This is a genomic window from Pseudoalteromonas sp. AOP31-A2-14, from assembly GCF_052378035.1.
Taxonomy (GTDB): domain Bacteria; phylum Pseudomonadota; class Gammaproteobacteria; order Enterobacterales; family Alteromonadaceae; genus Pseudoalteromonas.
In genome coordinates, this window is the sequence record NZ_JBQSXI010000001.1 from 2,968,609 (window position 1) to 2,982,857 (window position 14,249).

9 protein-coding genes and 1 pseudogene are annotated in these 14,249 nt (G+C 40.7%); 3 read left to right on the plus strand and 7 right to left on the minus strand.

Going from position 1 to position 14,249, the window contains the following annotated elements:
• Nucleotides 1-79: 79 nt before the first annotated feature.
• Both ACT3S9_RS13760 and prlC read right to left on the minus strand, forming a co-directional pair.
• The gene (locus ACT3S9_RS13760) at nt 80-835 is read right to left on the minus strand and encodes a class I SAM-dependent methyltransferase (protein ID WP_441994635.1); all 756 of its coding nucleotides are present in this window, start codon (nt 833-835) and stop codon (nt 80-82) included.
• 335 nt (nt 836-1,170) lie between these two features.
• On the minus strand, nt 1,171-3,222 hold the full coding sequence (prlC, locus tag ACT3S9_RS13765; protein WP_444750996.1) for an oligopeptidase A: 2,052 nt from the start codon (nt 3,220-3,222) through the stop codon (nt 1,171-1,173).
• 129 nt (nt 3,223-3,351) lie between these two features.
• On the opposite strand from prlC, the gene gorA reads away from it, so the two are divergent.
• Nucleotides 3,352-4,713 (plus strand): glutathione-disulfide reductase, encoded by a 1,362-nt coding sequence (gene gorA / locus ACT3S9_RS13770; protein ID WP_441993232.1) that lies wholly within the window; start codon nt 3,352-3,354, stop codon nt 4,711-4,713.
• 86 nt (nt 4,714-4,799) lie between these two features.
• Here the strand turns inward: gorA and ACT3S9_RS13775 are convergent, their stop codons facing one another.
• Nucleotides 4,800-5,015, minus strand: a complete 216-nt coding sequence (locus ACT3S9_RS13775) for a DUF2798 domain-containing protein (RefSeq protein ID WP_441836098.1) — start codon at nt 5,013-5,015, stop codon at nt 4,800-4,802.
• Nucleotides 5,016-5,119: 104 nt separating this feature from the next.
• Between ACT3S9_RS13775 and ACT3S9_RS13780 the strand changes: the two genes are divergently transcribed.
• Nucleotides 5,120-6,004, plus strand: coding sequence for a LysR family transcriptional regulator (locus ACT3S9_RS13780; protein WP_441994951.1), 885 nt, complete (start codon nt 5,120-5,122; stop codon nt 6,002-6,004).
• A 96-nt stretch (nt 6,005-6,100) separates the two neighbouring features.
• Complete coding sequence (locus tag ACT3S9_RS13785) at nt 6,101-6,550, plus strand: MerC domain-containing protein (RefSeq protein ID WP_441993236.1); 450 nt, start codon at nt 6,101-6,103, stop codon at nt 6,548-6,550.
• Between the two features lie 119 nt (nt 6,551-6,669).
• Here the strand turns inward: ACT3S9_RS13785 and tldD are convergent, their stop codons facing one another.
• From tldD to rng, 4 genes and pseudogenes are all read right to left on the minus strand, one after another.
• Entirely contained in the window at nt 6,670-8,109 is a 1,440-nt protein-coding gene (tldD, locus tag ACT3S9_RS13790; protein WP_441993237.1) for a metalloprotease TldD, read from the minus strand.
• Nucleotides 8,106-8,932 (minus strand): annotated as a pseudogene (locus ACT3S9_RS13795) (carbon-nitrogen hydrolase family protein). The gene tldD and the pseudogene ACT3S9_RS13795 overlap by 4 nt, the downstream one beginning before the upstream one ends.
• Nucleotides 8,925-12,776 (minus strand): YhdP family protein, encoded by a 3,852-nt coding sequence (locus ACT3S9_RS13800; protein WP_441994953.1) that lies wholly within the window; start codon nt 12,774-12,776, stop codon nt 8,925-8,927. Before ACT3S9_RS13800 ends, ACT3S9_RS13795 begins: the two are co-directional and overlap by 8 nt.
• On the minus strand, nt 12,776-14,248 hold the full coding sequence (gene rng / locus ACT3S9_RS13805; RefSeq protein ID WP_441992793.1) for a ribonuclease G: 1,473 nt from the start codon (nt 14,246-14,248) through the stop codon (nt 12,776-12,778). The genes ACT3S9_RS13800 and rng overlap by 1 nt, the downstream gene beginning before the upstream one ends.
• Between the last annotated feature and the right edge of the window lies 1 nt (nt 14,249).

The window sequence follows — 14,249 nt, forward strand, 5'->3', positions numbered from 1 at the left end:
AAGCTATGGTTGTATTATGTCAAACTATGGTTTCAGCGACAACATTAAGCTAATTCAAGACACGACTAAAAAGTTATTTTTAGACCATCGCCGCTTTAACATACACATCAAAACGGTTCTTTTTGGTTTTAATTTGCATGCTGGGGGCTTGCTCATTTAAAAATGGTGCATAATCAGGACGCTTTACGACTACGCGCTTACTAGCAAGAGGATATGCAAAGGCCAGTAAATCATCGGCATCACTGTCACCACCCACCAAGTCTTGAAACACACGCATTTCTTTTTTAACCAGTGCCGATTTTTCGCGATGAGGGAACATCGGGTCTAGGTAAACTACCTCAGGCATACTTTCGCACTGGGCAAGTAAGGTATGGCTTGAACCAAATACTAGGCTCATAGATTCTTTCATCCAAGAGCCAATTTCAGCGTCGCTATAAGCACGCTGTAAACCATCGTAAAGTAACGCAGCAACGACTGGGTGGCGCTCATGCAGAATCACTTTACAGCCTAACGATGCAAGTACAAAACCATCCCTACCCAGCCCAGCTGTGGCATCAAGTACTACCGGCGTTGCGCCTTTATTTAAACCTACAGCTTTAGCTATCGATTGCCCTTTACCACCACCAAACTTACGCCTGTGAGCAGCAGCCCCGGTTACAAAATCAACGGTAATAGCGCCCAACTTTGGCTCGTCGCTTTTGCGTAAACTTAAGCCTAGGTCGTCATAATGAAGTGAAAAGCCAGATGTTTTTTCCGCCCACTGTTCAAGCCCAAAACGTTTTTCTATTTCGTTAAGATAAGGACGTATTTCTTTAAAAGGACTATGAATAACCAAAATAAACTCCGACGATAAACACTCATCGAGTATATCAAGATCACGATGACACTAAAATAACTCAATGCCGGTTTGCAAAGTAATATCGTAGGTGTGTTCTAGTTAGCTGTTTCACACTTACCTACTAAATTGCCAAAAATTAGTGGGCTCTGATTTGTATAACAGAAAGTTGGCCTCTAGGTGAAAACCAAAACGGTATACATAAACGGCAACGATTAGTCGTTGCTGTATCTTTAACTTTTTATAACTAATTTTAGCCTATTCAAATTTGCTAGTTTCACCAATCAAATAAAAAAGCGCCAATTTGGCGCTTTTAATGTAATCATTAACTTTAATTACGCGGCAATACCGCTGTGTTTTAGTAAGGCATCCACTTTCGGTTCACGACCTCGGAAGTTTTTAAACAGTTCCATGGGCTCTTCGCTGCCACCTTTTTCTAAAATGTGTTGCATAAAAGCTTTGCCTGTTTCTGGATTGAAAATACCCTCTTCTTCAAACTTAGAGAACGCATCTGCCGAAAGCACTTCAGCCCATTTATACGAATAATAACCAGCGCTATATCCACCGGCAAAAATATGGCTAAAACCATGCTGAAAGCGGTTAAAGTCAGGTGTTTTAACAACCGATGTTTTAGTGCGTACCGCATCTAATGTCGCTTGAATTTGGCATGCTTCATCTTTTTTATATTCGCTATGAATTTTAAAATCAAACAGTGAAAACTCAAGCTGACGCAGCATTTGCATGCCTGAGTTATAATTTTTAGCCGCCAATAACTTATCAAGTAATTCCTTCGGTAATGGTTCACCCGTTTCAAAGTGCCCAGAAATAAAGCTCAACGCCTCTTCTTCATAACACCAGTTTTCTAAAAACTGACTTGGTAGCTCTACTGCATCCCACGCAACACCATTAATACCGGCAACAGGCGCTGCATCTACTTGGGTAAGCATGTGATGAATACCATGGCCAAACTCATGGAATAACGTCGTTACTTCGTTATGTGTAAACAGTGCTGGTTTATCGCCCACGGCTTTATTAAAGTTACAAACAAGGTAAGCAACCGGCGTTTGTAACTCACCGCTGGCACGCACTTTACGGCCCATGCAATCATCCATCCAAGCTCCACCACGTTTATGATCGCGAGCATATAAGTCTAAATAAAAGCGACCACGTAAGGTGTTGTTATTATCGTAAATTTCAAAAAAGCGCACGTCCTTATGATAAGTATCAATATTGCTTTGCTCTTTTACGTTGATACCAAATAAGCGGCTAACCGTTTCAAATAAACCGCTTAGTACTTTATCTGCGGGGAAATAAGGGCGTAGCACTTCGTCTGAAATAGCATACTTTTCTTGCTTAAGTTTTTCGCCATAATAAGCATAATCCCACGCAGCAAGTTCATCCATGTTGTGCTTATCTTTAGCATAAGCTTGAAGTTCGGCCAACTCTTGCTCAGCCTGTGGCTTAGATTTAGCGGCTAAATCTTCTAAAAATGAGAATACTTGCTGAGGTGATTCAGCCATTTTTGTCGCTAACGACTTTTCTGCATAGCTTGAAAAACCGAGTAACTCGGCAATTTCATGACGCAGCGCTAGCTCTTCGCTCATAATCTCTGAGTTATCAAACTCACCGGCGTTAGGGCCTTTATCAGAAGCGCGCGTAACAAATGCTGTGTAGGTTTGCTCGCGTAGTTCGCGATTATCGGCATACATCATTATCGGTAGGTAAGACGGAAAATCTAAAGTAAATACAAAGCCATCTAACTCTTTACTTTTAGCTGTATCAGCAGCTAGTGCTTTAGCTGATTCAGGTAAGCCTGCCAATTCACTTTCATCGGTAATATGCTTGTGCCAAGCAAGCGTGGCATCCATTACGTTATTACCAAATTTTGAAGCAAGCTCAGATAAACGAGCGCTTATCTCACCATAACGCTTTTGCTGCGTAGGCTCTAGGGCAATACCCGATAATTCAAAGTCGCGCAGCGCATTAGTAATGCTTTTTTGTTGTACGGTGGTTAACGTTTTAAATTCATCACTTTTATAAAGTGTATTGTAAGCGTCGTATAAACCTTGGTGCTGACCAACAAATGTTGAGTATTCAGAGATAAGCGGTAAGCACTGCTCATAGGCTTCACGTAGCTCGTCGCTATTTACCACTGAGTTCATGTGTGAAACCGGTGAAAATAATCGCGATAATTTATCGTCAACTTCTTCAAGTGGTAACACAAGGTCTTGCCAAGTGTAAGATTGCTTAGCAAGTACTTCGTCAATTTTTGTACGGCAATCAGCAATGCCCGCTTTTAACGCTGGTACTACATGCTCAGGCTTTATTTTTGAAAACGGCGGCAAGCCTTCTAAACCAATTAATGGGTTATTTACTGAGTCGGTCATTATTGCTCTCAAATTTATGCGAATATGATTTTAAAGTTGGGGCGAATTGATGAAATACAAGGGGCTTCTCAGCGGTCTTGCTTATGTTATTATCAAGAAAATACCTTTAAATAAACTTAAGGACAGAAAATGGCTCAGCATTTTGATTATATTGCAATTGGCGGTGGTAGTGGCGGTATAGGTTCAGCTAATCGTGCTGCAATGCGTGGCGCTAACGTTGCACTTATTGAAGCAAAGCATATGGGCGGCACCTGCGTTAATGTTGGTTGCGTACCAAAAAAAGTTATGTGGCATGGCGCCCAAGTAGCTGAAGCAATTAATCTTTACGCTCCTGATTACGGTTTTAACGTTGAGGTTAAAGACTTTAATTGGGGCAAACTTGTCGAAAGTCGTGAAGCGTATATCAGCCGTATTCATAAAGGCTATGACAATGGCCTTGCTAAAAATGGCGTGACGGTTATTAAAGGCTTTGCAAAGTTTATTGACAGCAAAACAGTCGAAGTTGACGGCGAACAATACACCGCCGATCATATTTTAGTCGCTGTAGGTGGTCGCCCGACTATTCCAAACTTACCAGGTGCAGAGCACGGTATTGATTCAAATGGTTTCTTTGAGTTAAAAGAGCAACCGAAGCGGGTTGCAGTTGTTGGCGCAGGTTATATTGCGGTTGAGATTGCCGGTGTACTACATAGCCTTGGCACAGAAACACATTTATTTGTTCGAAAAAATAAACCTCTGCGTACTTTTGACCCATACATTATCGACTCCCTTGTCGATATAATGGCTAAAGAAGGCCCAACTCTGCATACCGAGTGCTCACCTAAAGAAGTAATTAAAGAAAGTGATGGCAGTTTAACCATTCACTTTGAAAACGGTTATAGCCAAAACGTTGACCAAGTTATTTGGGCAATTGGCCGCACACCAACCACTGATAAAATTAATCTTGCTGCAGCAGGCGTTGAAGTTAACGAGGCAGGTTATGTCAAAGTTGATGAATATCAAAACACCACGGCTAAAAACGTTTATGCAGTGGGTGATATTATCGAAGACGGTATTGAGCTAACCCCAGTTGCGATTAAAGCGGGTCGTACTTTATCAGAGCGCTTATTTAATAAAGACTTACCTGATAATTTAAAAATGGATTATAACCTGGTGCCTACCGTGGTATTTAGTCACCCGCCTATTGGTACAATTGGCTTAACCGAACAAGAAGCAATTTCGCAGTACGGTAAAGAGAACGTCAAGGTGTATAAATCAAGCTTTGCAGCTATGTACACTGCCGTTACACAGCATCGCCAAGCATGTAACATGATGCTCGTGTGTACAGGTGATGAGGAAAAAGTGGTGGGCTTACACGGCCTTGGTTTTACTGTTGATGAAATGATTCAGGGTTTTGCTGTTGCCATGAGAATGGGCGCGACTAAAGCTGATTTTGACTCAACTGTTGCCTTGCACCCAACAGGCGCAGAAGAATTTGTTACCATGACATAATAACGTTATTTCTTGATCGTCATAAAACCTTGTTGCGTAAGCCTCAAGGTTTTTTATTTTCTGCACTCACTTTCTGCGATGCGCCTTTAAAACCTTTCTGTTATCTGCTGCGAGATTTTGTGGATCCGCGGTGCAAATATGAATGAAATAATCCCAGCAGCTGGCCATGCTAATAACCAAGCTGATAGCCAGTGCCCAGTAAAGTTTTTCACCAAGCCAATATTTATATAAGTAACCCATGCTGACATAAATAGGGTAAGAATAAATGACATTAAAATGGCAAAAATAATACGATGCTTCATAAAAATATAACCTTAAAAATAAAATAAGATCTGCAGCTTAATGCGTTTCATTTTTGGCTTATATAGGTATTATAAAGAATCCTATTTGCATATATGTAAACCCAATGCTTGATAATTTAAAATTATTTGTTTGCGCCGCACAGCAACTTAGTTTAAGTAAAGCGGCACTAAAACTTAATATGACTATTGCCACGGTTTCAAGGCGTATTCATGAACTAGAACGACAGCTTGGTTGTGAACTATTTCATCGTTCAAATAAGGGGCTTACACTCACCCCATACGGGGTTTCTTATTACGAACAGTGTGCGCCTTATATTCATGAACTTGAGTTACGATTAGAAAATTTAGACTGCTCGTTAAATAGCTTATCCGGAAAATTAAAAGTAACCGCCCCAATTAATATTGGCAATGGCCCTCTTGATTCTTTCTGGAAAAACTTTACAAGCCGCTATCCAGACATTCAGCTCACTATTGAGTTACAAGATCCTTTGCATAATACTATTCCCTATGATGCTGATATCGCTATTTGTTCAGGCTCACAGCCTAATTCATCATTACTTCAAAAGAAGTTAGGATCAATTACTCCAATTCTAGTTACCTCATCAGAAGCACGCTTTCCTGCTCCTCAATCAATTAAAGAGCTGATGACTTCAGCAAGTATTGCAGCTCAGTTATTCAGTGAGTGGCAATTAACAAATAACGTAAACACTCACACGTTACGTAAAGAACATATTCATACCAGTAACGATATGCATACCATAGTGAATCTTGTTAAAGCCGGTGCTGGAGTAGCACTTCTACCAAAAAGTATGGTTTATAAAGAGCTTGCTACTGGTGAGTTGATTAATATATTACCTGACTATCGAGGCGTTGAGCGGGAGCTATTTTTAGTTTGGCCTTATCAGCGAACTTTGTCTCTTAGGGCTCAATGCTTTAAAGATAAATTATGTCAATTTTTGGCAGCACAAAGCTGGTTTAATCATCTTTAATAACACAGTATTTTTAGCCTCACGAATTAATTAGCCCTATTTAAGTTTTTCATTTCAGGTTAAAAACGTTGCCATATACAAAAAATAGATTTCTTAGTGCATACAAATGATATATTATATCATTTTAATACAATAACAGCTGAGCAGTTTATGCGTTACTTTAAACAACCACTTTTTGATCAACTATCAATGGGGGCCTCTGTCATTTGTGCCATTCACTGTGCAGTCTTACCCATCATGTTAGCGCTGTTTCCAGCCTTATCGTCACTCCCTAATAACAATCATGATTTTCATCTTGCTTTAATAGTTTTAATTGTACCAGCCAGTCTATTAGCAGCTTATTTAGGTTGTGCGAAACATAAAGATAAATGGGTGCTAATAGGCATTGCTACTGGACTGCTAACTTTAACGATTACTGCTTTGCTTGGTCATGATCTGGTAGGTGAGGTAGGCGAAAAAACATTAACAATGTGTGCTTCAATCGTATTGATTGCTGCTCATTGGCGAAACTATAGATTATGTAGAAGTAAAAAGTGCAGCCATTAAAAACCAATAAAATAAGGTCTGCGCAGAACAGTTTCCCACCTATAGATACAAGGTAAGGCATACCATAGTATTTAAAGTGTAGGCGCAGTTATATACTGCGCCAGACCCTTTGGGGAATCTTATACTGTGCCACCCACGGTTAATTTATCTACCTTCAGGCTTGGCTGACCAACCCCAACAGGTAAGCTTTGGCCGTCTTTACCACATACGCCAACGCCTTTATCAAGCGCCAGGTCGTTACCTACCATTGATATTTGCTGCATTACTTCAGGGCCATTACCGATTAATGTTGCGCCTTTAATTGGCTGGGTAATTTTACCATTTTCGATTAGATAAGCCTCTGATGCACTAAATACAAACTTACCTGAAGTAATATCAACCTGACCACCACCAAAGTTAGGTGCATACACGCCTTTTTTTACGGTGCTGATAATGTCCGCTTGACTGTGTTCACCACCAAGCATATAAGTATTAGTCATACGTGGCATAGGTAAATGTGCATAAGACTCACGACGCGCGTTACCTGTTGGGTTAACCCCCATCAAACGGGCGTTCATTTTATCCTGCATGTAGCCTTTTAGAATTCCTTTTTCGATAAGCACGTTGTAGGCAGCTGGTGTACCTTCGTCATCAACGTTAAGCGAGCCACGGCGATCGGCAATAGTGCCATCGTCAACCACTGTACAAAGCTCTGACGCGACTTTTTGGCCCAATTTGCCACTAAAAGCCGAAGCCGCTTTTCTGTTAAAGTCGCCTTCTAAACCATGGCCAACAGCCTCATGTAGTAATACACCAGGCCAACCTGCGCCCAGCACTACTTCCATAGTACCGGCTGGCGCATCGATTGCTTCTAAATTCACTTTAGCTTGGCGCACCGCTTCTTCTGCGTATTCCATCCAACGCGGCTTCCCATCTACTAACTCTTTAAAATAGCCGTAGTCGAGACGTGCTCCACCGCCTGCGCCACCTCGTTCACGACGGCCATTTTTTTCAAGTAGCACCGAGCAGTTTAAACGAATAAGCGGGCGAATATCGGTGGCAAAGGTGCCATCACTGGCAGCAATTAAAACTTCTTCATAAACCGCTGACATTGAACTAATCACTTGCTCTGCATCGGGAGCAAGTTCACGAATATAATTTTCAAGCTCTCTTAGTAAACTCACTTTATCGTCATTAGTCATACTTTGGATCGGTTGCAAAGGGGCAAACTGCTGCTTAGCCGTTACATCGCTAAATACTTGAATAGACTTATTTTCACCAGCATTAGCAATACTGCGCGCCGCCGTAGCTGCTTTATTTAAAGCTTCGAGGTTAATTGCATCAGAATATGAAAAGCCCGTTTTTTCGCCACTAACAGCACGTACACCGACACCGCGCTCAACATTGTATGAGCCTTCTTTTACTAAACCGTCTTCAAGCACCCACGATTCATGATGACTTGATTGAAAATAAAGATCTGCGTAATCAACTTGATGCTGATGAATATGACCAAGCGTTTTTTCGAGCTCTTCTCGATTTAGCTGGCTGTCGTGTAATAAATGCTGTTCAACCGTGTTCATAATAAATGCTCTCTAAATCGTTGCTGAGATAATATCGGCATATCTCGGCGAATTTTATTCAATCGGTTTAAATCCAGATCATGGCTAATAAACCCTGTGCCAGTGGGAAGTTCAGCTAAGGTTTCTCCCCAAGGCGAAATAATAATGCTATGACCAAACGTTTCGCGGCCATTTTCATGCTGACCGACTTGCGCAGCCGCAATCACATAGCTTTGTGTTTCAATGGCGCGCGCTTTCAGTAACACATGCCAATGCGCGGCACCGGTAACGATAGTAAAAGCGCTTGGAACCAGTATAAGCTCCGCACCTAAATGCTGCATTGCAGTATATAAACCACTAAAGCGCAGATCATAACATACTGAGAGGCCAATTTTACCAAAGGGTGAGTCAACCACGACCACTTCATTACCAGCTTCGGTGGCAGCTGACTCGTGATAGCTCTGAGTTTTATCCGCGACATTGACATCAAATAGGTGGATTTTGTTATATTGCGCCACCACTTTACCGCAACTATTAAATAGCAAAGAGGCGGCTAAATATTTACCGTTTTCTTTCGATATCGGCAACGTGCCTGCGGCTAACCAAATATCAAATTTTCGGCAAAGTGCGCTTAGTTGCTGTTGGTAATCCGTACTTTTTTGACCAACTAAATAGCTGGCATGACTGTCTTTACTAAACACTAAAAAGCTTTCAGGTAAACAAGCAACGGTCTTACCGCGGGCAAGTTTATAAGTTGCTCGCCAAGCCAAATCAGGTTTTGCAAAGGATTAGTTGATGAGCACATTTGTAGTGCCACCACATTCGGTGGAAAAGTATTAGCCATTATCTGTAGCCGTTACTGCGGCATCTTTTAATTTAAGATCAACCTTTTCTTGTGGCTGATTTTTCGCCGCTTGTGGAATAGTCACTTCTTTACTCTTACGGTCAACTTCTTTCACCACTGGGTCACTCATGCTGCCACTCACTTTAAAGTTAATCTCTGAAATAACCCGCGCAGAGTGAATTACTTTATCAATTGCCAATGCAGCAAGCCCTGTTACGGGGTTGACCATCCAAGCAACAATCACCGGAATACTCGACGTGACCTGCGGTGCAACCGCCAAATCATAATCAATTTCGAAGGTGTTTAAGTTAGCATAACCTGCAATTCTTAAATCAGCAGGTACCCCATCCATTTTTGTATCTTGGGTATACGCAATGCCTTTATCAAGCTGCATACTACCTTGCATACTGTTGTAAAAAAAACCTTTTGAGAACACATCACGAAAATCGAGTTTTAATTTACGCACTAATGAATCTAGGCTCAGTAATGAAAATACTCGCGCTCCGCCATCACTTACTTCTGCTAAATTACCATCGCCTAAACGCCAGTTAACATTACCCGACAAGCTTGCTACATCAAACTGATAGGGTGCATCTTGCCAGTTTAAGTTAAATGTAATGTCGGCATCGGAATCTTTGACCGTTGAAGTTATATCAAACTCATCAAATAGCTCGCCAATATCATCACTTTGCATAGCACCATTAAAATTTGTAATACCGTTTTTCCATTGCCCTTTGGCACGTAAAATATGCTCTTTTTTATCAACCACTAACTCAGAAATAGTCAGTTTTTGTCCATCGCCATATAATGATGCACTGACTTTATCTAGCTGATAAGTAGCAACTTTGCAGTCTACACATTCAAACTCAATAGCAGGTAATGATGGTAACCATGTTAAATCTTGTTCTTTATCACTAGGCTGCGCTGCGACATAAGCACCATCGTCTATAAAGTTAAGCCTTAAATAATCACTAAAAATATGAATAGGTCGACTTGATTGACTAAGCGGTATTGTTACTTTTGATCGTAGTTCTTTGGCACTGAGCTTTACATTAAGCTCATCTACGCCAGGTGTAAGGCGCATTTCAAAATCGTTAAAAGCAATTTTTTCAAGGTTTAATTTATTTACTTTAGCGGTAACATTATTCAGCGGCGGGAATAAGCCAGGCTTATCTGAGTCACCATTGCTGACATTGATGATCTGATCAATTAAGTTAACCCATGGCAAAGTAGGTGTTTGGTTAAGAGCTATTGTAACGGCTAAATCTTGCTGGGTAAGCCCTAAGTCTTTATCACCTAAAATAAAGTGCGCATTATTAAAACGCTTTTTTTGGTTAGATAAAATGCCATTAAAAAACAGGTTATTGTTAACATTGGCGGTGATCAAGTTGGATATACTATCGCCTTGTACTATGGCGCTAAAAGGCCAAACCTGATCAGCACTTTTATTGAACGGTGCAGGCAGTTTGCTGGCTAAGCCAGTTAAATTCGAACGTACTTGAGCGCGATAATCAAAGCCATCGTCTAAAAAGTTTAACGCAAGATCAATATCAAACTCGCTATCGCCTTGTAAATAGCCAGCCATTATTCCCTGAGCATTTGCAATTAAAGTTTGCGCTTCAAGTTGCGCTTTAATCGCCACATCTGCTCGATAATTATTAGCAATATTTTTACCGGTAAAATCAATTTCTAATGGCATACCTAGCCAATTTGCTGTGGCTGTTTTTAGGTTAATTATATCGTCTTGAAAAGTTAGCTTACCCGTGACATTTTCAAGAGTGATCCCTGGTTGAGCTAGATAAATGGGTAAATTGTTTAAGTAAACATCACCTTTGGCAGCTACTTTAAGCGCTCTTAAGTCAATCAATAATTCGATATTTGCCTCTGCTTTACCGCGTCCTTGAATAACTTCAAACACGTTAGCAAGCGGATCAGCAATGGGAGTAGCTTTAAAAAAAGATAGTAACTTTTGCGCCTCAGCCGTTTTATCTATTTTTACGCTCAATACATCTGCACTTGATAAATCATCAATACTCACATGTACTGCATCACCTAAATCTAAATTAACCAACTGACCTTGGCGGCTATAAATATCCATCCGCTGGTTTTCAAAGTGTAAAATAACTTGTGCATTTTTTATCGTTGGCCAATCAGGCGAAAAAGCATAATCGGCGTCATCAACCGTTGCCAATACTTCAAATTGCCCTGAATTATCTGCAAACGGAAAACCACTCAAAGGGCCTGAAAATAGTACCTGAGCTTGGTTGACCTCTCCGCCTTGAATCGCACCCGTTAAATAATCAACTAGGTTTTCGCTCATAACCGGCAGCGGGAAGTAATGGCTAGCAACACTGGCATCATGTGCACTTACCTCGGCATATAAATCAAGGCGGGGCTGCTCACTTAGGTTAAGTTGCATTTCAGCAGCAAATACAATTTCGTCGTTATCTAACCAAATATTATCACTACTTAATTGCCAGCCACTTGCTAGATGCTCTAAATTTATATCTAAATTAAGCTGCTTATACGTTATAGGATGGCTAAATGATTCATCTGTTAGTAGTTGGTTATTTACGCCAGCGAGTTTAATTTTCCCGCGCTGTTGATTGAGTAAGCCATTGACTCGTAAATCTTGCACACCAGGGACCCCCTCGTCTGCTGACCATGCGAGTTGCTGGCCTTCAAACCACAATTGCCAGTCATTATTTTCTTTTATTTGAATATACGCATTATCAATTTGACCATCGGGGTTACGACTAGTAAATGGAGTAAGTACTTCAAAGTTACTTAACTGAGCTAACTTAGAAACAAGCTCAAAATCAACCTGTTGCATCCAAAACTGCTGCTGTTTTGCGTCAATCTGCGCTTCAAATTGCAAATTTGGCCAGCTTTGTTCGTCGCTATTAATGGTTAAGCCGGTACTTTTTAAGCGCCAACCACTTTGCCACGGATATAGTTTAAAACCACCTTGATTAATACTAAATTGATGATCTTGTTCTGCTTGCTGCCAGCGTATAAAGCTTGGTTGCCACTGCACGCTGATATCCTTAATTAAACCGGATTCCAGCCTTAACCAACTCTGTAAGTTGATATCAGAATGTAGCTGTTGCTTCTCGGCGTTAATGTATTGTGCCAACCAGTTAGACACATCAACTTTATCTGCTTGCACAAATACATCGCCTGCCATACTTTCTAGGGTCGAACCACTGAGAGACAAACGCGCATCAAAAGTACCTACCGATATTCCCGGTAAAGCAACTTTACCACTGCCTAAATGTTGCTCATTTTGATTTTGCCAAACCATGTCTTCTAAGATTAATTTGCGAGCTTTACCATCACCAAAAAGTAAATTTAAACTGCTGTTTTGCACAGAAAAATGGCCGGTATCGCCTAAAAATAATCCTTCGACCAGCTCTTTTTGCTCAAACGAAACCGCCCCAGAGTTATTATCAAGCAAGCTGGGCAAGTTTACATTGGCATGAAAGCCATTAATAATAAAATAGTTAGATTTAAGCTGACGTGTTTTTATAGTCTCCCATAAATTCAGCTCTAAACTTGCTTTTGCAATGGTTAAGGCAATTGGCGAGGACTTATTATTCTCAAAAGATATTTCTTCAAACACAATAGTGGGGCTCTGCCCTTGCCAATTGGCAGAAATAGACCCTATAGCAAGATCAATGGAAAACTTATCATACAGGTAACTTTCAATATCACCTTTGTAATCATCAGCATAAGGCAAGGTATATTTTAAAACAGAAACAATAACGGCCAGAAGTACCAATGTTACAGCAAAAACTTGCCACAACTTGCGGATACAAAAAAAACAGACCGTTTTCAATTTCATTACATCATTACCACATCAAACTGCTCTTGGGAATATAAACTCTCAGTTTGGATGGTCACGTGTTTACCAATAAATAGCTCAAGCTCTGCAAGGTTGTGGTATTCATCATTAAGTAGCGCTTCACTAACCGCAGGTGCAGCATAAACCATAAATTTATCAGCTTCATAAGCGCGATTAACCCGCACTATTTCACGTAAAATTTCATAACATACGGTTTCAACAGTTTTTTGCGAGCCACGCCCAGAACATGCAGGGCACACATCACATAAAATATGCTCAAGACTTTCACGAGTGCGTTTGCGAGTCATTTCAACCAGGCCTAAAGCCGATAAACCATTAATATTTGATTTAACTCGATCTTTTGCCAACGCTGACTCCAAAGAGTGCAACACTCTTCGCTTATGCTCCTCGCTTACCATATCAATAAAATCGATAATGATAATGCCACCTAAATTACGCAACCTAAGCTGGCGACCAATTGCGGATGTAGCTTCAACATTAGTATTAAAAATAGTTTCTTCAAGGTTACGATGGCCTACAAAAGCGCCTGTATTGACATCAACTGTAGTCATGGCTTCGGTTTGATCGATAATCAAATACCCGCCTGATTTTAATTCAACCTTACGGTGCAGTGCTTTTTGAATTTCATTTTCAACATCAAACAAATCAAAAATAGGTCGCTCACCCGGATAATATTCCAGCACCTGTGATAAAATAGGCACAAACTCTTTAGTGAACTCTTTAAGTTCTTGGTAAGTTAGCTTTGAATCAACTCGTATGCGCTCCATATCTTCACCGACATAATCACGCAAAGTACGAAAAGCCAAGGTTAAGTCTTCATGAAGAATACTTGCTTTGCTGGTTTTTTTACGTTTAGCGGTGATTTTACCCCACAATTTTTTTAAAAACTCAGCATCATGACGAAGCTCAGCTTCGTTAGCGCCTTCCGCAGCGGTGCGTACAATAAAGCTGCCTTCTTCATCGCCATATTCAGCAACAATACTTTTTAATCTTGCGCGTTCTTCTTCAGTTTCAATACGCTGACTAACCCCAACATGAGTTGCATCAGGCATAAACACTAAATAACGTGAAGGAATGGTAATATCGGTAGTTAAACGCGCGCCTTTAGTGCCTAACGGGTCTTTCACTACTTGCACCATAATATATTGCCCTTGGCGCACTAACTCACGGATATCTTGTACTTTTTTAATCGGTTGCTCGTCAACACCTTCAACTATAGAGGCACTATTAACAATATCAGAGGCATGTAGAAAAGCGGCTTTATCCAAACCAATATCAACAAAGGCTGCTTGCATACCGGGCAGCACACGGCTAATTTTACCTAGGTAAATATTGCCGACGATCCCCAAGTTACCAATACGCTCTAATTGTATTTCTTTTAATACCCCATTCTCAATTAGGGCAACACGACTTTCACTCGGCGTGACGTTAATCAGTAATTCTGTACTCATG